This window comes from Vibrio sp. (assembly GCF_050299255.1).
Taxonomy (GTDB): domain Bacteria; phylum Pseudomonadota; class Gammaproteobacteria; order Enterobacterales; family Vibrionaceae; genus Vibrio.
In genome coordinates, this window is record NZ_JBNKVP010000061.1 from 1 (window position 1) to 21,012 (window position 21,012).

General features: G+C 50.2%; 20 protein-coding genes. 11 read left to right on the plus strand and 9 right to left on the minus strand.

The features are described from left to right. Window positions 1-794: 3-hydroxyisobutyrate dehydrogenase (gene mmsB / locus ACQY6F_RS14295; protein WP_428775299.1), on the plus strand; the 794-nt coding region annotated here is incomplete at its 5' end. Between the two features lie 25 nt (window positions 795-819). Next, window positions 820-1,578 (plus strand): SDR family oxidoreductase, encoded by a 759-nt coding sequence (locus ACQY6F_RS14300; RefSeq protein WP_428775301.1) that lies wholly within the window; start codon window positions 820-822, stop codon window positions 1,576-1,578. Between the two features lie 43 nt (window positions 1,579-1,621). Here ACQY6F_RS14300 and ACQY6F_RS14305 read toward each other — a convergent pair whose 3' ends face one another. Both ACQY6F_RS14305 and ACQY6F_RS14310 read right to left on the minus strand, forming a co-directional pair. Beyond that, entirely contained in the window at window positions 1,622-2,917 is a 1,296-nt protein-coding gene (locus ACQY6F_RS14305) for a mechanosensitive ion channel family protein (protein WP_428775303.1), read from the minus strand. A gap of 156 nt (window positions 2,918-3,073) precedes the next feature. After that, entirely contained in the window at window positions 3,074-4,660 is a 1,587-nt protein-coding gene (locus tag ACQY6F_RS14310; RefSeq protein WP_428775304.1) for a sensor domain-containing diguanylate cyclase, read from the minus strand. Between the two features lie 336 nt (window positions 4,661-4,996). Between ACQY6F_RS14310 and yghU the strand changes: the two genes are divergently transcribed. After that, window positions 4,997-5,857 carry a glutathione-dependent disulfide-bond oxidoreductase gene (yghU, locus tag ACQY6F_RS14315; RefSeq protein WP_428775306.1) on the plus strand — a complete coding sequence of 287 codons (861 nt, stop codon included), beginning with the start codon at window positions 4,997-4,999 and terminating at the stop codon, window positions 5,855-5,857. 92 nt (window positions 5,858-5,949) lie between these two features. On the opposite strand, the gene ACQY6F_RS14320 is transcribed toward yghU, so the two are convergent. After that, a complete protein-coding gene (locus tag ACQY6F_RS14320) occupies window positions 5,950-7,620 on the minus strand; it encodes a 4Fe-4S dicluster domain-containing protein (RefSeq protein ID WP_428775308.1) in 1,671 nt (556 codons plus the stop codon). A 223-nt stretch (window positions 7,621-7,843) separates the two neighbouring features. On the opposite strand from ACQY6F_RS14320, the gene ACQY6F_RS14325 reads away from it, so the two are divergent. Both ACQY6F_RS14325 and ACQY6F_RS14330 read left to right on the plus strand, forming a co-directional pair. After that, window positions 7,844-8,593 carry an electron transfer flavoprotein subunit beta/FixA family protein gene (locus ACQY6F_RS14325; protein WP_428775310.1) on the plus strand — a complete coding sequence of 250 codons (750 nt, stop codon included), beginning with the start codon at window positions 7,844-7,846 and terminating at the stop codon, window positions 8,591-8,593. A 25-nt stretch (window positions 8,594-8,618) separates the two neighbouring features. Then, the gene (locus tag ACQY6F_RS14330) at window positions 8,619-9,575 is read left to right on the plus strand and encodes an electron transfer flavoprotein subunit alpha/FixB family protein (RefSeq protein WP_428775311.1); all 957 of its coding nucleotides are present in this window, start codon (window positions 8,619-8,621) and stop codon (window positions 9,573-9,575) included. Between the two features lie 84 nt (window positions 9,576-9,659). Here ACQY6F_RS14330 and ACQY6F_RS14335 read toward each other — a convergent pair whose 3' ends face one another. The 3 genes from ACQY6F_RS14335 to pdhA are packed head-to-tail and all read right to left on the minus strand — an operon-like array spanning window position 9,660 to window position 12,914. Then, on the minus strand, window positions 9,660-10,808 hold the full coding sequence (locus ACQY6F_RS14335) for a dihydrolipoamide acetyltransferase family protein (protein WP_428775312.1): 1,149 nt from the start codon (window positions 10,806-10,808) through the stop codon (window positions 9,660-9,662). Then, entirely contained in the window at window positions 10,805-11,788 is a 984-nt protein-coding gene (locus ACQY6F_RS14340; RefSeq protein ID WP_428775313.1) for an alpha-ketoacid dehydrogenase subunit beta, read from the minus strand. The genes ACQY6F_RS14335 and ACQY6F_RS14340 overlap by 4 nt, the downstream gene beginning before the upstream one ends. After that, complete coding sequence (pdhA, locus tag ACQY6F_RS14345) at window positions 11,781-12,914, minus strand: pyruvate dehydrogenase (acetyl-transferring) E1 component subunit alpha (protein WP_428775330.1); 1,134 nt, start codon at window positions 12,912-12,914, stop codon at window positions 11,781-11,783. Before pdhA ends, ACQY6F_RS14340 begins: the two co-directional genes overlap by 8 nt. Before the next feature lie 189 nt (window positions 12,915-13,103). Here pdhA and ACQY6F_RS14350 point away from each other — a divergent pair, with 189 nt between their 5' ends. Next, on the plus strand, window positions 13,104-13,247 hold the full coding sequence (locus tag ACQY6F_RS14350) for a hypothetical protein (RefSeq protein WP_428775314.1): 144 nt from the start codon (window positions 13,104-13,106) through the stop codon (window positions 13,245-13,247). A 49-nt stretch (window positions 13,248-13,296) separates the two neighbouring features. Here the strand turns inward: ACQY6F_RS14350 and nagA are convergent, their stop codons facing one another. Genes nagA through ACQY6F_RS14365 form a run of 3 tightly spaced genes read right to left on the minus strand, consistent with a single transcriptional unit; the run spans window position 13,297 to window position 16,014 of the window. Then, window positions 13,297-14,445: an N-acetylglucosamine-6-phosphate deacetylase gene (nagA, locus tag ACQY6F_RS14355; RefSeq protein ID WP_428775316.1), complete on the minus strand. Its 1,149-nt coding sequence runs from the start codon at window positions 14,443-14,445 to the stop codon at window positions 13,297-13,299. Between the two features lie 8 nt (window positions 14,446-14,453). Continuing rightward, window positions 14,454-15,317 (minus strand): N-acetylmannosamine kinase, encoded by an 864-nt coding sequence (locus tag ACQY6F_RS14360; protein WP_428775318.1) that lies wholly within the window; start codon window positions 15,315-15,317, stop codon window positions 14,454-14,456. Further along, complete coding sequence (locus tag ACQY6F_RS14365; protein WP_428775320.1) at window positions 15,298-16,014, minus strand: N-acetylmannosamine-6-phosphate 2-epimerase; 717 nt, start codon at window positions 16,012-16,014, stop codon at window positions 15,298-15,300. Before ACQY6F_RS14365 ends, ACQY6F_RS14360 begins: the two co-directional genes overlap by 20 nt. A 249-nt stretch (window positions 16,015-16,263) precedes the next feature. On the opposite strand from ACQY6F_RS14365, the gene ACQY6F_RS14370 reads away from it, so the two are divergent. From ACQY6F_RS14370 to ACQY6F_RS14390, 5 genes are all read left to right on the plus strand, one after another. After that, the gene (locus ACQY6F_RS14370; protein WP_428775322.1) at window positions 16,264-17,229 is read left to right on the plus strand and encodes a sialic acid TRAP transporter substrate-binding protein SiaP; all 966 of its coding nucleotides are present in this window, start codon (window positions 16,264-16,266) and stop codon (window positions 17,227-17,229) included. A gap of 66 nt (window positions 17,230-17,295) precedes the next feature. Further along, window positions 17,296-17,817, plus strand: a complete 522-nt coding sequence (locus ACQY6F_RS14375) for a TRAP transporter small permease (RefSeq protein ID WP_428775333.1) — start codon at window positions 17,296-17,298, stop codon at window positions 17,815-17,817. A gap of 8 nt (window positions 17,818-17,825) precedes the next feature. Further along, on the plus strand, window positions 17,826-19,109 hold the full coding sequence (locus ACQY6F_RS14380; RefSeq protein WP_428775324.1) for a TRAP transporter large permease: 1,284 nt from the start codon (window positions 17,826-17,828) through the stop codon (window positions 19,107-19,109). Between the two features lie 77 nt (window positions 19,110-19,186). Beyond that, on the plus strand, window positions 19,187-20,083 hold the full coding sequence (locus ACQY6F_RS14385; protein WP_428775326.1) for a dihydrodipicolinate synthase family protein: 897 nt from the start codon (window positions 19,187-19,189) through the stop codon (window positions 20,081-20,083). Between the two features lie 133 nt (window positions 20,084-20,216). Then, a partial coding sequence (locus ACQY6F_RS14390; protein WP_428775328.1) for a MurR/RpiR family transcriptional regulator occupies window positions 20,217-21,012 on the plus strand: 796 nt, incomplete at its 3' end.

The following is a 21,012-nucleotide window of genomic DNA, read 5'->3' on the forward strand; positions in this document are numbered from 1 at the left end:
CTGAAAAGCTTAAACCTTCGGGGGCCACGGTTGCTAACTCGCTGCAGGAAGCGGTGACCGGCGCCAACAGTGTGATTACTATGTTACCTGCGGGCGAGCATGTCAGGGCTGTTTATCTGGGCGATCACGCGGGTGGGGTTGGTTTACTTAACCTGGTCGAGCCCGGTACGTTCCTGATTGACTCGTCGACCATCGACCCGCAATCAGCCCGCCTGGTTGCCGAGCAGGCCACTCAAAAAGGGCTTGAGTTTGTCGATGCGCCGGTATCCGGCGGCGTTGCCGGAGCCAAAGCGGCCACGCTCACGTTTATTGTTGGCGGAACAGACTCGGCATTTTCAAAAGCTGAGACTATTTTGCAGCACATGGGTAAAAATGTCTTCCACGCAGGCCAGGCAGGGGATGGGCAGATGGCTAAAATCTGTAATAACCTGATGCTGGGTATCCTCATGTCGGGGACTTGTGAAGCACTCAATTTGGGTATCGACAATGGACTGGATCCGCAAGTATTGTCTAACATTATGCTGCAGAGTTCAGGACGGAACTGGGCATTGGAATTATACAACCCGTGTCCGGGCGTGATGGAAAATGCACCAGCCAGTAATCAGTATCAGCCAGGATTTATGAGTAAGCTGATGTTAAAAGATCTGGGGCTGGGAATGGATGCGGCGTTAAATAGCCACTCTTCAGTGCCTATGGGGGCATTAGCGCGAAACCTGTATGCATTTCATAATGCTAATGGCCATGAGGAACTCGATTTCTCCAGTCTATTTCAGTTTTATCAGCGAACGCGCTGACATCTAAATTACATGTGAGGTAAAAATGGAACTTAATCATAGCGTTATTGCGGTTACCGGTGCGGGACAGGGACTGGGTCAGAAAATGGCGCTGACGCTGGCTGAATCAGGCGCGCAGCTAGCTCTGCTGGACGTGAATCAAGAAGCGCTGGTGCAGACCAGGCAGTTGTGCATGGCTGTCAATACCCGCGCAGAAATCTATCCGGTAGATGTCACCGATGAAAGCGAAGTGGAAAAGGTATTTGCCCAGGTTGTCAGCGATTTTGGCCAGTTGGATGGTTTAATCAATAACGCGGGCATTTTACGCGATGGTTTGCTGGTGAAAGTCAAAGATGGCGAAATGAGCAAGATGTCGCTGGAGCAGTTTAATGCGGTGATCAACGTTAACCTCACCGGTACATTTTTATGTGGCAGAGAGGCGGCGTGTCAGATGATTAATTCCGGACGCAAAGGCGTGATCATTAATATCTCCAGTGTCTCCCGGGCAGGGAATATCGGTCAGTCTAACTATTCAGCCTCTAAAGCTGCGGTGGCAACTTTAGCCACCTGCTGGGCCAAAGAGCTGGCGCGTTACGGCATTCGCGCCGCCGCCATTGCGCCAGGGGTTGTCAAAACGGCGATGGCAGAGCAGATGAAGCCAGAAGCCATTGAGCGGTTAGAAAAGATGATACCGGTCGGTCGAATGGGCGATGCCAGTGAAATCGCCCATGCCGCCAAGTACATTTTTGAAAATGACTACTTCACCGGCCGGGTGCTGGAAGTGGACGGCGGGATCAGAATGTAGCCTGACAGCTAAGCGGTAAAGGCCTGGCTTGTCTATGCTGAGGTTAATCTTTAAGGATACGAACCTCGCGCTGTGGAAACGGTATTTCGATACCGTTTTCTCTTAACGCTTCAAATATCATCAGTAGCAGGTCACCACCCACCCGGTTGCGACCGTCATCAATTCCTTCCATCCAGAATTCGACAAACATATTAACGCCAGAATCACCAAAGCTGTCGATCTCGCAGTCCGGTTGCAGTTCAATCGGGAACGGTTCGCCACTGATCACTTTAGGATGCTCGGCCACCACCTGCTTTATAATCTCGACCATGCTACGAATATCGGTATGGTAAGAAACCGAAAAGTCGACCCGGTAACGCTGTTTAGGATCTTTATGCGACCAGTTGATAAATGATTCGGAAATCAGCTTTTCATTCGGCACCATGATGTCTTTACCATCATAGGTTTCTAACGTGGTGTAACGTAGCTGAAATTCGCGCACAAACCCTGTTTTGCCATCTTCCAGTTCAATGTAATCCCCAATGGTGAGCGAACGGTCGAGAAGAATGATAATCCCGGAAATAAAGTTAGAGGCGATCGACTGCAAACCAAAGCCGAGCCCGACACCCAATGCGCCGCCAAACACGGCCAGCGCGGTGAGGTTAATTCCCATGATGTTGAGCAGCAGCAAGAATACCAATACAAATAGCGCTACTTCGAATATTTTGGCGAACACTTCCCGGGTACTGACGTCCAGTGAGCTTTGGTTGCGGATGATGTTTTTACCAAAGTTGTTCGATGCCCGCCCGAGCCAGAACAACAGTGAACCAAAGATCAGCACGCGTACAAAAACGTAAGCGGAAATGGAAATGTTACCCAGCGTGATAGAAATGCCGCGCAGTACTTCTGATATATCATCCAGCCAGCCGGTAAAATGGAAAAACAGAATAGGTAAACCGACGATTTTAAACAGCTTACTGCCAAACTTACTAATGACGAATTTGTTTACTAAGGTATTGTAAAACAGCAATACCGCTACCATCAGCGCCCCGGACATAAGCCACTGTTTATCTAATACCAACTTACTAAATTCAATACAAAACTTGAGCAAAATAATGGCAATAATAGGGAAGATGATTTTATCGAATCGATAAACCAGTGATCGAAGTGGATGCGATTGCGGCTGTGGGGATTCACCCACCAGATGGAAGCGTGATCTGATTTTGTTGGCAATATAGTAAGCAAACAGATAGACGGCACAAATAATTGCCAGTTGCAGATAGGTGTCTAACTGAGTCATGTCTGCCGCAATGGCAGATAGTTGAGTCTGCAGCTCAGTTAAGGCTTCGGTCATTGGCATAGGTGCTCCTGAATGAGATCTACGGAAATAACATCTTGATTGCCCGTTTATTTATCAGTTTATTCAGGAAATGGCCGTTTTGCCATTTTGCACCATGTCTTACGTGTCAATGAACATCACTTTAACAATATCAACCATCATACGATTGCAATATGGTTAAGATGACAGCGCGATGTCCTGTGAATGCACTTCTGTTCGGTTTCGGCCATTGGCTTTGGCCTGATACAGCGCTTTGTCGGCTTTGATGATGGCATCATTGATGCTGGCACCGTTATCCGGCCAGTGAGAGATACCGATAGAGGCGGTCACGTGGCCCACTCTGGGAATAAAGTGACCGTGAATCTGTTTCCGCAGCCGTTCTGCAATATCCAGTGCCTGGCTTAAGGTAATGTCTTCAAGAAATATCAGAAATTCCTCGCCACCAGAGCGGCATATGGTGTCGTTTTTCCGTGCCAGGCTTTGCATCAGTTTAGCCAGTTCGACCAATACCTTGTCACCCAGATCATGGCCAAAGGTGTCGTTAATCTGCTTAAAGTGGTCAATGTCGATGGCGAAAATTGCCAGCGGTTGCCGGTTTTGTTCATACACCTCTATAGAGCTGAACAAGCCACGTCTATTGAGTAATCCTGTCATTGGATCGGTGTGGCTATCATTATGTAATTTATCAATTTTTTGGTTCAGTATGCCGTAGCTTGCGATAATGGCGTCTTTGAGGTGGGCAACTTCAAAATACCAGGAACGAATCTGAAATATATTATTCACCGAGTAATTACCGCCCATATGTTTAACACTTTGCGCCAGTTGCCATAAAGGGCGTGAAATCAGATACGCGGCAATCCAAATAGTAATCAGGGTGATGACACCAACCGGTAGAGAGTGTTCGAATACTTTGAGCATCTGATTGTTCAGTTCGTCTAACGAAGCCTGTTTTGGCCGTTGTACCACGATTCCCCAACCGGTATTTTTGATGGGTGCAAAGCCCGCCAACATTTCGATGCCTTTGGAATTGACGATATCTAACGTGCCAGTTTTTCCGGTCAGTACTGAGTTGATGGCCGGATTGTTGGCAACTTTTTCTCCGATGCGCTCATGTTCAGGGTGAAATATCAGCGTCTTGGTACGGTCCACGACATAAAGGTAGGATTCATCCAGATAGTTGTGCTGACCGAGCAGAGCTGAAATGATGTTTTTATTGTTCAAATAAATACTACCCGCGACAAAACCCCGGTAGCGATTGTTTTTATCAAATATGGGATAGGAAATACTGGTGAGATAATTGCCAGCGGGTGACACAAAGGGTTCTGTGACCAGTGGTTTCTGTGCTCTTAGTGATTGCAGTCCATCATCACTGGTCATCTTAATTCCTTTCACCGGTATATCAGCAGGCGAGATGGATGTGATGACAGCATCGCTATTAACGACCACAACAGAATTGAACATCTCAGACTGAGTTTGTAAGCGGTTGGTTTCGCGAGCCAACGCGGCATCGTCATCAATAATCGTGCTGATGGTAGCGGCGCTGAACTCCAATTGATGAATAGCGGAATCCAGAAAGGTATCGGTGGTCTGGGCCAGTTTTTCTGCATAGACCCGGTTCGATTCCATGGTTTTGTTGATCAATAAATCTCTTTGAACATGGTAGATGGAATACATTGCATTGGACAAAGTGATCAGTACGCCGAAGATTGCCAGCGCCAGAATTAAATTTCGGAGATCAAGTTTAAATATTTTATTCTGGTTCATGAAAAACCCAAACCCTTATCACACTTTCCAACTGATTGTTTTTATGAATATTAATAAACGTAGAGGAGCTTATGCAACCCGGCAAGTTTTCAGCGGAAGTTATACGGTAAACGTAATCTTGGTCGCGTATTGGTTGCGATATGATGGAATTTAACACGCTATCACGACGGTTGCTATGAAATCAGTGTTGCAATAGGGGCCGTAGCCTGGCTGGTTATGCTTTAAAGTAGCGGCTCATATCCCATTGTTCTAAAAATAATTCTGTTAAGGGTTTGGAACTGAGCAACTGGCCCAAATATCATTGAAGACGTGTAGCACAATAGACAAGGATATAGGATGTCAAACCAATATGTACCACCAAAAGTCTGGGTTCATAATACAGACGGTGGAAATAAATGGGCCAACATTAACCGCCCGGTATCAGGTCCCACTCACGACAAAGAGCTTCCTGTTGGTGAGCACTCTTTACAACTCTATTCCCTGGGTACGCCAAACGGTCAGAAAGTCACGATTATGTTGGAAGAGTTGCTGGCTCTGGGAATCAAAGAAGCGGAATACGATGCCTACCTGATCAATATTGGTGAAGGCGATCAGTTCTCATCCGGATTTGTTGCCGTTAACCCTAACTCAAAGATCCCGGCTCTGCTGGATAAATCGGGTGAAGAAGAGGTAAACGTGTTTGAATCTGCTTCTATTCTGGTTCATCTGGCAGAGAAGTTTGGCCAGTTTTTGCCGAAAGAGGGCCCAGCCAGAACTCAAACTTTTAACTGGCTATTCTGGGCTCAGGGTTCAGCGCCATTCCTGGGCGGTGGTTTTGGCCATTTCTATGCCTATGCCGATGAGAAACAAGAATACCCAATTAACCGCTTTGCGATGGAAGTGAAACGGCAGCTAGACGTACTGGATAAACAGCTGGCAAAACATACCTATGTTGCCGGAGAAGAGTACACTATTGCCGATATCGCGATTTGGCCCTGGTACGGCAATCTGGTGCTGGGTAGAGCGTACGATGCCGCGGAGTTCTTACAAGTGCACACTTATGAGAATGTGGTTCGCTGGGCGAAAATGCTGGATCAAAGACAAGGTGTTCAGCGCGGTCGTATCGTGAATCGCTCTCATGGCGAAGAGTGGGAACAGCTGGCCGAGCGTCATAGCGCAGCCGATATCGATGCCGTGCTGAGTAAAAAGCCAGCTTAATATCTCCGGTATTGTTTTTGTCGTCAATACAGTAAGAAGCGAGCTTTCGGGCTCGCTTTTATCATGCTGGCGAAACTGGCAGATACACCTGGTTACATATTCTGGTAGCCCGGCCCACCGCCACCTTCCGGAGGTCGCCAGGTAATATTCTGCGAAGGATCTTTAATGTCGCAGGTTTTGCAGTGCACGCAGTTGGTCGGGTTGATTTGAAACTGATCTTTGCCGTCAACGCTGACGACTTCGTACACCCCGGCCGGACAGTAAAGCTGAGCGGGTTCGCCATATCTGGGTAGGTGAGATTCGATAGGAATCCGCTCATTGGCTAATAGCAGGTGACAAGGCTGATTCTCTTCATGCTGGGTACCGGACAAATACACCGAAGAAGGTTTGTCAAAGCTCAGCACACCATCAGGTTTGGGGTAGTCAATCGGTTGGCAATCCGCGATTGGCATCAGACACTCGTGATCCGGACGCTTATCCCGAATGGTCCATGGCAGCGGGCGCTGCAGCAGCGGCTGCCAGAGATTGAGTTCAAAACTGGCCAGCGCGCCACCGAGGAGCGGGCCATATCGATGCAAAGCGGGCGCAAAGTTGCGGGACTGGTCCAGTTCCTGATAGAGCCAGGAGGCTTCAAATAGTGACTGATAGTCCGGTACGGTGTGGCTCTCACCGGCCTCAAGCGCGTTACACAACGCATCCGCAGCCAACATGCCTGATTTCATCGCGCTGTGGCAGCCTTTGATTTTAGCGACATTCAGAGTCCCGGCATCACAGCCAATCAGTAAGCCGCCCGGAAACTGCTGTTTGGGCAGCGCCGTGATACCGCCTTTGGTAATGGCTCTGGCTCCATAGCTAATCCGCTCAGCACCACTAAGTATGGAGGCGATAGCCGGATGATGTTTGAAACGCTGGAACTCCTCAAATGGGCTGAGGTAAGGATTACGGTAGTTGAGATCGACAATCAGTCCTACTGCAATCTGGTTGTCTTCCATTTGATAGAGAAACCCTCCGCCTCCGGTCGCGCTTTCCGATAATGGCCAACCGGTAGTGTGAAGGACTTCGCCCGGTTGATGAGAGCTGAGATTATCGGTTCGCTGCCATATCTCTTTCATACCCAGGGCATAATGCTGCGTCTTCTGCTGGCTGGAAAGCGAAAAGTTCTCTAGTAACTCTTTACCCAGGTGGCCTCGCGCGCCTTCGGCAAACACGGTAAATTTGCCTTTTAATTCAATACCAGGCTGAAAGTTGGCTTTCTGTTCACCCGTTTTATCAATGCCCATGTCTGAGGTGATAACACCGCTGACCGCACCATTGGGCGCATACAGGATATCCGCGGCGGCAAAACCCGGGAATATCGAAACGCCTAAAGCTTCGGCTTGTTTGGCTAGCCATCGGCACAGGTTGCCAAGACTGATGACATAACTCTGCTCACCGTGTTGCATTGGCTTAGGCTGCAGTGCTTTCGGTATCGCCATCTGGTTGTACTGGGTGGTCAGGTAGAGTAAGCGATCATTATAGACCGGTAGCGTAACTGGGGCGTCCATCTGTTGCCAGTCTGGAAACAGTTCATCCAGGGCCGTCGTTTCAAACACAGCACCGGATATGATATGGGCGCCCACTTCGGCACCTTTTTCTACCACACAGATTGAGATATCTGATCGGTCTTGCTGTTGATAGAGCTGAGCTAACTGACAAGCACACGCCAGTCCTGCCGGCCCGGCCCCCACGATGACCACATCAAATTGCATAGATTCTCTTTCCATTGCCTAAGCCCGTCCATCCTAGTTGGAACTTCCCCTAAATATAGTCCAGTTGACGTAAACGTAAACTCAACTAAGCTCATGTTAGCGAAGCGCTGACATGCAGAAGATTGCTGTTAATGCCTAATTAAGCAGTAAAATGAGGGCCGAGTAACTTTGAATAAAGTAAATATTTATCAATAGATTAGAATGTTTTTACTTTAACTCCACTTTAATAGGAGGCTTTGTGAAACTACTGGTTGCGATCAAGCGGGTTATCGACCCGTACGTAAAAATCCGGGTTAAGTCAGACGGCTCTGGTGTAGAAACCAATAACGTCAAAATGGCGATGAATCCGTTTTGCGAAATAGCCGTCGAAGAAGCCGTACGGCTTAAAGAGTCTGGTCAGGCTGAGGAAGTGGTGGTGGTGTCAATTGGAGATGCCAGCTGTCAGGAACAACTCAGATCGGCACTGGCACTCGGTGCAGACCGGGCGATTCATATCGAAACTGCGGAATCACCTGAGCCACTTACCGTTGCTAAGTTGCTAAATGCACTTATGTCGCAGGAAACTCACGGCCTGGTGCTGTTAGGCAAGCAGTCGATCGATACCGATAATAATCAGGTGGCGCAGATGCTAGCCGCACTGTCCGGGCGGCCGCAGGGCACCTTTGCTTCAAAGGTAAAGTTGGTTGACGGTGCAGTCGAGGTCACCCGTGAAATTGATGGCGGGTTGGAAACCGTCAAACTGACGCTGCCTGCGGTGATCAGTACCGATTTGCGGCTGAATGAGCCAAGGTACGCATCACTGCCCAATATCATGAAAGCTAAAAGCAAACCGATGCAGGTGATCAGCCCGGAATCCTTGGGGGTGGAAATTACCCGTCATCAGCAGGTGCTCGAAGTGATGCCACCGGCGGAGCGCAAAGCGGGCACCATGGTGAGCAGCGTTACTGAATTAGTCGAAAAACTGAAAAACGAAGCCAAGGTTATCTGACCGGGCGGTGTTAAGGAGTGCGGATATGGAGCATAGTCAATCTAAGGTGTTAGTGATTGCAGAGCACGATAATCACAATCTGTCGGTAGACACACTCTGTACCCTGGCAGCGGCCAGTCAGATTGGCGCACCGGTAACGTTACTGGTGATGGGGTATCAGTGTCGGTCGGTGGCCGAGCAGGCTAGCGGAGTGTCCAGTGTGAGCGAGGTACTCTTAGCGGATGCTGAACCTTACCAGCATCATTTGGCAGAGAATAGCGCCGAACTGGTGGTGAACATCGGTAAAAATTTCTCGCATTTGCTGGCGCCAGCGACCACCTTTGGCAAAAATCTATTGCCGCGAGTCGCCGCACTGTTGGATGTCGGTCAACTATCTGATGTGGTAGAAATTGTCGCGCCCGATACGGTGATTCGGCCGATATATGCCGGTAATGCGCTGGCTAAAGTGGTATCAAATGATGCTATTAAAGTGATGACGATTCGCAGCTCGGCTTTTGATGCGGTGCCGCTACCGGGCAGTAACAGCGACGCCCACAGCCCAATCAGCGAGCTGGACCAGCAGTTTGAATCCGAAAATGCGTTCTTTGTGTCTCAGCAGAAAACAGTGAGCGAGCGGCCAGAGCTGTCTGCGGCGCGGGTGGTGGTATCTGGTGGGCGAGGGTTGAAAAGCAAAGAGAGTTTTGCACTGGTAGAGCAGTTGGCCGATAAACTGGGCGGGGCGATAGGGGCTTCTCGAGCCGCGGTGGATGCGGGCTTTGTGTCCAATGATCTGCAAGTTGGGCAAACTGGCAAAATCGTTGCGCCGGAACTCTATATAGCAGTTGGCATATCCGGTGCGATACAGCACCTGGCCGGGATGAAAGACTCTAAAGTGATTGTTGCTATTAACAGTGATCCTGATGCTCCTATCTTTCAAATCGCCGATTACGGGCTGGTGGGTGATCTGTTTGAAGTGATGCCGGAACTGATAAATGCGCTGTGATTAACAATGAGTTCAACCAGGCAGCAAAGCGGTCAGTGTGACCGCTTTGCTGGTTATGGATGGCGGTATTTGTTGTTATGGCCGTTAACTGCTGGGGCGTTTTAGGTGTTCCGCCAGGACCTTGGTAAAGCGAGCGGCTTCACCACCGGTACAGGCCCGGTGATCAAATGTCACCGACAGCGGCATCGCTTTGGTGGCGATGACCTGGCCGTCTTGCATCACCACTTTGTCCATGATCCGACCGGCGCCGACAATGGCTACCTGCGGCGGTGTTACCACCGGTGTGGCATAGATTCCGGCAATCGCGCCGAAATTGGACAGGGTAATGGTGGCATGCTGCAGTTGCTCCCGGCCGATACGCCGCTCACGGATGCCTTTTACGGTTTGGTCGAGCCACTGGCGAATGCGCTTGGTATCGTATCCGTCGGCGCCCCGCAATACCGGCACATAAAGCCCGTGAGGGCTATCGACCGCAATACCTATATTTACTGTGCTGTGCACGCAGCGGGTCATGGTTTCGGCATCGAACCAGGCATTGAGAGCAGGTTCCTGAGTGCAGGCATAAACAATCGCTTTGATCAGGCGGGCGGAGATGTCTTCATCGGTTGCCCACTCTGACAGCAACACCTCTTCGGTGATGGTGACGGACGCTACATTACGATGGGCCTCTGCCATAGTACCGACCATGGTACGCCTTGCCCCTTTCAACACCTCAGTACCCGGTATCTGTTTGTCACAAGCCTGGTAGATATCGGCGTCGATGATCAAACCATTCGGCCCGCTGCCGTCGACTTTGCTCAGGTCTACCCCCAGCCGCTGCGCCAGTAATCGTGCCGAGGGCAGGGCGGTAATGGTCTGTTTGTTGGCTGCGGCTCTGTCGCCTCCGATCATAAAGTCATCCACATCGACTTCATGGGCTTGGTGAGACACATTGCCCACCACTGTGGCTGCATCTTCGCGTTTGCTCTTACTTTCACTTTCGCTCGACACGGTGGACTCGACTTCCTCAACTTCTATTAACAGGCTGCCGATACTTATCACATCCCCTTCGTTTCCGTGCCGGCTCACAATTTTTCCACTGTACGGCGATGGTACTTCCACAATCGCTTTGGCAGTTTCTACGGTCAGGAGGATCTGGTCTACTTCGACCATGTCGCCAACCTTGACGTGCCATTCAACAATTTCTGATTCGGCCAGTCCCTCGCCAAGATCAGGTAGCGTAAATGATTTCATCTCCAACCCTCCACAATTTCCCTTGCGGCCTGCACAATATCCTGCTCATGTATCATGAAATACTCTTCGTTACGGTAATACGGCATTACGGTATCCATACCAGTAACCCGTTTAGGTGGCGCTTTTAACAAACACATCGCGTTTTCGGCAATGCGCGCCAGAATTTCAGCCCCGACGCCGCAGCTGCGGCTGGCTTCGTGTACCACCATAAGACGGCCGGTTTTTTCCAGCGAATGGGTGATGGTCGCCATGTCGATAGGTTTAATACTGGCCAGATCAATCACTTCAACTTCAATGCCCTGGCGTGAAAGTGTTTTGGCCGCTTGCAGTGATTCCACTACACTTGCGCCCCAGGTAACTAAAGTAACGTCACGGCCTTTACGCAGGGTAAAGCAGGTATCCATAGGCAGTGCCTGGCCATTGTCCGTAACATCAGATTTGACGGTGCGGTAGATGCGTTTGGGTTCGAAAAACATGACCGGGTCATTGCTGCGTATCGCTGCCAGCAGCAAGCCGTAAGCGCGCTGGGGTGAAGACGGGATCACCACCCGTAATCCCGGGATATGGGCAAACAGCGCTTCAACGCTTTCAGAGTGGTGTTCGGGGGCGTGAATACCGCCGCCAAAGGGGGCGCGAAATACCGCGGGACAGGTCAGCCGTCCACGGGTGCGATTACGCATCCGTGCTGCGTGGCAAATGACATGTTCCATCGCCGGGAACACAAAACCCTGAAACTGAAATTCCGCTACCGGCCTTAATCCCTGGCTGGCCATGCCCACGGTTACCCCGCCAATCAGAGCTTCCGCCAGTGGGGTGTCAATCACCCGTTTTAACCCATACTTCTCTTTCAGCCCCACCGTGGCGCGAAAGACGCCACCGTTGTCACCAATGTCCTCGCCGAGTACCACGACATTTTCATCGTGTTCCATTTCATAGTGCAGCGCCAGGTTGACGGCTTCAACTAAGGTCATTTCAGCCATGTTTGCCTCCCTGCATGCGCATCGCTTTATTGATTAGCTCGTCTCGTTGTGGATGTAACTCCTGCGTTGGCGATTCGTATAGATAGTCAAACGCCGATTCCGGAGCTTGCGGTGGGGTATTCAGGTATCGCTCGACCGCCTTTTCCACCGTTTCTTTACACTGTTCCAGCCACTCCTGTTCCTGAGCATCAGACCAGGCACCTTTGTCGGTTAAATAGGTTTTTAGCCGGGCGATCGGTTCGTACTGCCAGGCTTGCTGCAGTTCATCCTCACTGCGATAGCGACTGGCATCATCCGCAGTGGTGTGGTCACTCAATCGATAACTGATGGCTTCGATCAGGGTTGGCCCTTTCCCTTTTCGCGCCCTGTCTAACGCGGTATAGACGGCATCATACATGGCGACCAGATCATTGCCGTCTACGGTCAGGCCGGGAATCCCGGCGCCTTTGGCTTTCTCTGACAGAAATTCGGCAGCACACTGCAGCCTTCTGGGCACTGAAATCGCCCATTGGTTGTTGTTAACCACAAAGACCAGTGGAATATTCCAGGCTCCGGCGCAGTTGATCGATTCAAGGAAATCCCCTTTAGACGTGCCACCATCGCCACACATGACCAGCGCCGCGTTGTGATTACCTTCGATTTTCAGCGCCGCTGCCACACCAACCGCATGGGTGCACTGGGTGGCAATAGGGACACAAAACGGCAGATCGCGACAATGCGGATGAGCGGCAGAGCCAGTAATGTCATCGTGAGCATGAGCCGGGTCGTCCGAGAGATAGAAATCACTGCCGCGTTCGTCACCTCCCCAATATTGCAGGTTTTTCTCCATTGCGACGCCGCGAGCCCACATTGCCGGCATATCGCGATAATAGGGAATAAACACATCTTCCGCTTCCAGGGCGTGACCGACGGCGATACCGATCGCTTCTGCACCGAGATGCGAAGGATAAGTCCCCAGTTTACCGGTTCGTTGCAGTGCCACGGCTTTGTTGTCGTAAACCCGGGTCAGCACCATTTCCTGATAAAAACGCGTTAGGGTAGATAAGTCAGCCCACGCCGGCAGCGAACCCACCGCTTTGCCTGCGTGGTCGATAAACCGGTGCATTGGTAATGCCTGGACATTCATCTCAAGCTCCTCCTGCCACTGTACTGCTGCAAGGCAGCACATTACTTAACGCCGTAAAAGGTTATGCCAAATGTCTTTGGATAACCGAATACCTTAAGTGTAACCAAAATGTTAAATCCTGCTTGGCTTGTCAGGTGGCCAATTAGTAAATTTATCTTTACAGCCTGGTTTTAGTTTAAGAAAGGCAGCATGAATCGAGCGGAAGGCCGTGATCTACGAGCAGTCTGCTATTTGATGATTGATGGGCTGACTTTCATCGCTATAACTAAGCTGCGCTTCTGGTGGCCTGAGCAGGAAGTGGTCAGAGGATACGAGATTGAATACCCTCGCTAGCAGATACTGATTGCCAGCCATGAAAGCGAGGGTAGTGTAGTTTAAGGCATTAAGATTGGTGGCCGTGGAACAGTTCACCATCAACCAGGACCGCCTGGGTTTGGTATTGGTCGTTGAGAATGGTAGCACTGGCGCGAAGCCCAGGACGAAGCTGGCCGAGGTCGCTGCGGTTGATCGCCGCCGCCGGGTAGCTGGAGGCCATGCGAAACGCTTCCGCTTCGTCAATGCCCCATTCAATCACCTGGGCAACCGACTGGTCCATGCCGATATGAGCCCCGGCGAGACTGCCGTTAGCGTTCACCAGTTTGTTGTCTACGACGGAGATCACTTCGCCATTAAGAATGAAACGGTTGGTACGACTGCCGATTGAGGCCATGGCATCGGTTACGATCAGCAGTTTACCCTGTGGTTTGACCCGCTGTGCCATGAGTACATTCTGACCGGCTACGTGAATACTGTCGGTAATGATCGAACACCAGGCATGGTCAGTCATCAGAGCGGTACCCACCACGCCAGGCTCGCGCCCTTCAAGTGGTGACATGGCATTAAACAAGTGGGTAAACCCATTTATGCAGCGTAACTTCTCCATGCTGAGTTCTTCTGCCCGGGCGTTACTGTGACCGCAGGATACGATCACACCGTGATGTGACAGCCACTCTATCGCTTCAAGGTTTACTTTTTCCGGGGCCAGGGTGACCAGAGTGGTGCCTTGAGTCAGCCAGGGTAGTTCAGCCAGTTCTGCCACGCTTGGATCGTAAAAATGGCTGGGATCGTGAGCGCCTTTTTTCTCCGGGTTTAGCCACGGCCCTTCCAGGTGCACGCCGGCAATACCCGGAACGCCTTCATCTAAAGCCGCCTGTGCCGCCATTAACGCGGCGGTGATTTTTTCCCGTTTGTCGCTGATCAGGGTTGGTAACAGATAAGCAGTACCATGCTGGCGATGAGCGCGGCAGATGGTATCAATGCCTTTGGCGTCAGTCTGCTGATTGAACATAATATCGCCACCACCATTAACCTGGATGTCGATAAATCCGGGTACTACCGTTGCAGAACCGAAATCGACAATATCAATGCCGGGAGGTAATTCGGCTAGGGGCAGAATGTCGACGATCTTATCTTCACGCCAGACCAGCGCTGCCTCAGTATGATAACTGTCTCCATCGAAAATACGCTGGGCGGTGATGGCTTGTAATGTCATTGCGTTTCTCACTCACTAAATTGAAAAGCGGCACCCAGCAGACAGGCATCGTAGTCACCTTGTGCCGCGATGATGGGCAACTGGAAAACTTTTGGAGCCTTGGCAACCTGTTGCTGAACCAGGTTGAGATAGTTGTCGGCTAATCCGACACCGCCGCCGAGTATGATTAAGTCTAGATCCAAGCTTGCCTTTAAGTTACAACAAAGTGCGCTAATTGCGGTGACGCTCTGATTAATTATTGCTCGAGCCGCCGGATCGGTTTTTGCCATTGCAAACAAAGTGATATTACTTATCGAAGGGTCTATTTCCGCGTGTGCTCGTCGGGCGATTGCGGTGCCTGATGCCAGGGCCTCGACACAGCCGCACTGGCCGCAACCGCACTCGGGGCCGTTAAGGTCGACAACAGTGTGACCGATATGGCCGGCGAAATTATGACTGCCTTTATGTAATTTGCCATCAATGATGATGCCGCCGCCTACGCCGGTCGACACCGTCAGGTAGGCGATGCTTTTGCCTGATTCACCCAGTTGTACGTATTCATACCAGGCCGCTGCCTGGGCATCATTGAGCATGGCGACTGGTTTACCGGTGATGAATTCCAGAGCCTGCTGCAGTGGGAACGGCGTTGGGAAATTGAAAGTATCGGGATTGATGGCACTAATCCCCTGTTCAGTGACCAAACCTGTGGTGGAGATACCAATTTTACTGGCTTGTTCCGACCAGTCTTTACAGTGTAAAAGCAGGTAGTCACAAAACTGTTCAAGTGACTCCACTTTAGGAGTGGGGCACTGACGACGTTCCAGCAACTGACCGGATTCAATCAGTCCAAACGCTATTTTTGTTCCACCAATATCAATGGCTAATATGGTCATTTCGCACTCCTACTGCCCGTGTCGCGGAATTAAACCAATGGGTCACGACTTCCATTCTTGTGATGGCCGAACCAACGGTAACCGCCACAGCCCCAGCTTGAATCGCCTGGGCGGCCAATTCTGGCGTATTGTAACGACCTTCCGCCATGGTGAAATAGCCTGCTTCGGCAAAGCGTGTCACCAGAGCTAAGTCCGGGTCCGTCGGTATCTCGTCACCCACATAACCAGACAAGGTTGTACCGATAATGCCAGCGCCATGATCATTGGCCCATTGGCCGTCTTCAAAACTGCTGCAATCTGCCATCGCAATACAACCACTTTGCTGGATGGCGGATAAGATTACTTCGCGGCTTACTGGTCTTTCGCGGTCAGTGGCATCAAAAGCGATGATCGTCGCACCTGCCTCGGCCAGTGCCGTAACATCTTCAATATAAGGGGTAATACGCACCGGACTGTTGGTTAAATCGCGTTTGACAATACCGATCACCGGAATTGAAACCGAACGACTGACTGCCGCAACGTTGTCTACCCCCTCGATGCGTAGCGCCTTAGCGCCTGCTTGCTCAGCAGCTTTTGCCATTGCCAGAATAAACTCTTGATTTTCCAATGGGCTACCGACAACAGGTTGAATAGAAACCACCGTTTGCCCCTGAAGGATATCTCTTAATTCCCTGATATTAAATACTTTATTTTCCACAATGAGCCTCGTTGATAAGCAATCAATCGACGGACTAAGCAGCGTTAACAAATAGCATCAATCCTTTAATAGTACGGAATGATTGATAGTTGGCTTGAATTATTGTCCGTGATCACATTTTGTTAAAATATGGTTTGAAAACAAATTTCACGACAATAATAATCCATAGCGAAGATTTTTTTCAAACAAAATAAAATATTTTTTTATTTCGAATCTTAAAACACTATAATTGAGAAAAAAGGGAACACTATGAAAGGCATCAATCAGATTACTATCGCTCTGCTCGGCCTGGGCTGTGCGCTGTCAGCACAGGCGGCAACGGAACTGAAAATGGGTATGCAAGCTGCTGTCGGTTCGGTGGAATACCAGTCTGCTGAGAAGCTGGCAAACACGTTGAAAGAGATGAGTAACGGCGACATTACCCTGGCCCTTTACCCTAGTGCGCAACTGGGTGATGACCGCGCTATGCTGCAGCAATTGTCTATGGGCGACCTGGATATTACTTACGCTGAATTTGGTCGTATGGGCCTTTGGATCCCGCGTGCTGAAGCTGTCACTCTGCCTTATGTGGCTAAAGATTTTGACCACTTACGCCGGATGTTTGATTCGGAATTTGGTCAGAGCATCCGCGAAGAAATGCTAACCAAGTTTAACTGGCGCGCACTGGATACCTGGTACAACGGTACCCGCGAAACCACGTCTAACCGCCCACTGAAATCGATTGAAGATTTTAAAGGGCTGAAGCTGCGCGTTCCGAATGCTAAGCCAAACCTGAATTACGCCAAACTGTCTGGCGCTGCGCCTACACCGATGGCGTTTTCAGAAGTTTACCTGGCGCTGCAAACTAACGCGGTTGATGGTCAGGAAAACCCGTTGCCAACCATTAAAACCATGAAGTTTTATGAAGTTCAGAGCAACCTGGCGATGACTAATCACATTGTGAATGATCAGATGGTGATTATCTCTGACACGACCTGGCAGAAATTGAGCGATGAGCAACAAAAAATCATCAGTCAGGCGGTGGAAAAAGTGGGCGCAGCTCACACCGCGACAGTGAAGAAACAGGAAGCTGAACTGGTGTCTTTCTTTGAAGCCCAGGGCGTTAATGTGACCTATCCGGATCTGGCACCGTTCCGCGCGGCGATGAAACCACTTTACGATGAGTTTGAAGAAAAAATCGGTCAGCCTATTGTACAAAAGCTGGCTGATATGTAAGCAATCGGCCGTCCACTTGGACGCTCGATGGTGAGTAGTAACTAGGCTGGCGAGTTGTCGTCAGCCTTGGAGTTCAATATGTTACGTAAGATCGTTGATAATTTGGAAGAGATCATCACTGTGCCTTTGATGGCGCTGTTGCTGGTGATCCTTAGCTGGCAAATTGGCACCCGCTGGTTGCTGGATGATCCTTCCCTTTGGAGTGAAGAACTCGCCCGAGTTCTGTTTATGTATATGTCGTTAATTGGTTGTGCGATAGGCATCAAACACAGCACGCACGTTAATATCACTTTTTTCTCGGACAAATTGCCCGAAAAAGCACGAGTGTTACTCGTGTTATCCCTTGAGTTGGCTGTACTGGCCTCGATCATCGCCATCATTTATCTGGGTTATCAGCATGTTCAGAGAACCGCGTTTTTTGAGCTGATTACGCTAGGTGTGTCAGCCAGTTGGATGAACTATAGCTTGCCGATTGCCGGGCTATTTATGGTGGTTCGTCAGCTGCAGAAACTAGCGGGAATCGTACAACAGCTTGTGTCGTGTGGCCATCGCGGCCGTTCGCATTCTGCCTCATCGGCCGGTAGGTAGGAGGATTTATGGCAGGTTCTATATTTGGTTGGCTGGCGCTGTTGTTCGCCGGTATGCCGGTAGGTTTCTCCTTGATATTTGTGGCGCTGGTATTTCTTATCGTCACCAACAGTACCGGGATAAACTTCGCTGCCCAGCAGATGCTGGATGGTATTAACAACTTCACTTTGTTAGCGGTGCCTTTCTTCGTTTTGACCGGACACCTGATGAATAGCGCGGGTATCACTGAGCGTATTTTCAATTTCGCCAAAGCGATGGTAGGCCACGTCACCGGCAGTCTGGGTCATGTCAACATCATGGCTAGCTTACTGTTTTCCGGTATGTCGGGTTCTGCACTGGCGGATGCGGGTGGGCTTGGACAGCTTGAAATTAAATCAATGCGCGATGCCAAGTACCACGATGATTTTGCCGGTGGTCTGACGGCGGCGTCCTGCATCATTGGTCCTTTGGTGCCACCATCGGTGCCACTGGTTATCTACGGTGTAGTATCCAATACTTCTATCGGTGCACTGTTTCTGGCCGGTGCAATCCCTGGCATCCTCTGTTGTATCGCGTTGATGGTGATGAGCTATGTCATCTGTAAGAAACGTGGCTACATGACGCTGCCGAAAGCCAGCCGACAAGAGCGACTGAAATCGTTGAAAGAAGCGTTTTTGTCACTGCTTACGCCGGTCATCATTATTGGTGGTATTTTCTCGGGCAAATTCACGCCGACAGAAGCGGCGGTAGTCTCTTCATTGTATGCGCTGTTCCTTGGCACCGTCGTATACAAACAGCTGACCCTGGCCGGATTTATCGACATCCTGAAAGACACGGTTAATACCACGGCCGTCGTCGCACTGATGGTGATGGGCGTAACCGTATTTGGTTGGATCGTTGCCCGTGAACAATTACCGCAAATGCTGGCGGAATACTTCCTGACCATCAGTGATAATCCGTTGGTGTTGCTACTGCTGATCAACCTGTTGCTGCTGTTCCTCGGAACCTTTATCGAGTCTCTGGCCCTGTTGCTATTGTTGGTACCTTTCCTGGTGCCAGTGGCATCGGCTGTCGGTATAGACCCGGTTCACTTTGGTGTGATGGCCATTCTTAACCTGATGATCGGTATTCTGACCCCACCAATGGGTATGGCGCTGTATGTCGTCTCCCGGGTTGGTGACATCCCGTTCCACACACTCACACGTGGTGTGATACCGCTACTGGTTCCTTTGTTTATTGTTCTGGCCCTGGTTGCAGTATTCCCGCAGTTCACTCTGACACTGCCACAACTGTTACTCGATTACGGTAAGTAACTGATATTGATTTCATGGCGTGACTAATTTCATGGTGAGATAGGTAAGTCACGCCATCATTTGTAAGGTATTAAAAGATGAAAAAACTGAATGGATTAATAGCCGCACCGCATACACCGTTTGATTCAAACAATCGGGTCAACCTAGCGGTGATTGACCAAATTGCTGCACTTTTGATAGAGCAGGGCGTAACGGGCGCTTATGTTTGTGGTACCACAGGCGAAGGGATCCACTGCTCTGTTGAGGAGCGCAAGGCGATTGCTGAGCGTTGGGTCAAAGCGTCAGACGGAAAGCTGGATCTGATAGTTCATACCGGCGCATTGAGTATTGCCGATGCAACCGAGCTGAGCCGTCATGCAGATACACTGGATATTCTGGCTACTTCTGCCATCGCGCCGTGCTTTTTTAAGCCGGGCAGTGTTGACGACCTGGTCGACTATTGTGCCCAAATCGCTGCGGCGGCGCCGTCAAAAGGCTTTTACTTCTACCACTCGTCGATGTCAGGCGTAAATCTGGATTTGGAACAGTTCCTAATTCAGGCAGACAAGAAAATTCCTAATCTGACAGGGGCTAAATTTAACAGCAGTGACCTGTTTGAATACCAGCGTGCTATGCGTGTATTGGATGGCAAATATGACCTGCCGTTTGGTGTCGACGAGTTCCTGCCTGCTGGTCTTGCTGTGGGTGCGACCAGTGCAGTGGGCAGTACTTATAACTATGCCGCGCCTCTGTTCCTGAAGATTATTGACGCTTATCAGCAAGGCAAACATAGCCAAGTAATTGAATTAATGGACAAAGCAATTGCTTTGGTACGGGTGCTGGTGGAATACGGCGGTGTGGCAGCCGGCAAAGCAGCAATGCAGCTACATGGTATTGATGCCGGTGATCCACGTACACCAATTCGCGCTTTGACATCAGCACAAAAGGCCGATGTCGTTGCCAAGATGCGTGATGCCGGATTCATGGGTATCTGATAATTTGGAAGCCGGGCAACCGGCTTCCGGTTATCACGTTGAATTAATGCGGTAGAGGTCTGTTCAAAGTAGTGTAAATTAGCGCATCTCTTTGATACTTTTACCAGATACATACGAATATAAAGAGGCCATCGTGAATTCGCCTAAAAATCTGATCGTTCGGTTACGGTCAAATATGGAGCCGCTTAGTAAGAAGTTACGAGTGGTGGCCGACTATATACTGCAAAACGCACAAGAGGTGCAGTTTCAGACCATTACTGATTTGGCGCGTAATACCCAAACCAGTGAGGCGACTGTGGTGCGATTATGTCGCGACATGGGTTACAAAGGTTATTCAGATTTTCGTATGGCTCTGGCCGTGGATCTCAGTCAAACTGAACGACAAAATCAAACCGCTGTCGATGGCGATATATGTGATGTATCTGCGCAGAGTGCCGTTGATAGCTTGCTAGATACCGCCAAACTTATTGACAGAAAGTCACTGGATCGCATCTGTGCTCTGGTCCATCAGGCGAACTTTATCGGATGTATTGGTGCCGGCGCATCAAGCATTGTTGGCCGCTATCTTGCCTACCGGCTGATTCGTATCGGCAAGAAAGCCATTATGTACGAAGACGCTCATTTGGCGGCAATGAACGCTGGCCGTAGCGGCGAGGGTGACCTCTGGTTTGCGGTATCCAGCTCTGGCTCGACCAAAGAAGTGCTGCACACCGCAGGTCTGGCATACAAACGTAAGGTGCCGGTAGTGTCACTGACCAATATAACCCACAGCCCGCTCTCTTCGATTTCCAGCGAAATGCTGGTGGCCGCAAGACCAGAAGGGCCACTGACGGGCGGCGCGTTTGCCTCAAAAGTAGGTGCGTTGCTGCTGGTGGATGCGTTAATCAACACCTTACTCAGTCGCTACCCTGAATATTCCGATTCAGTAC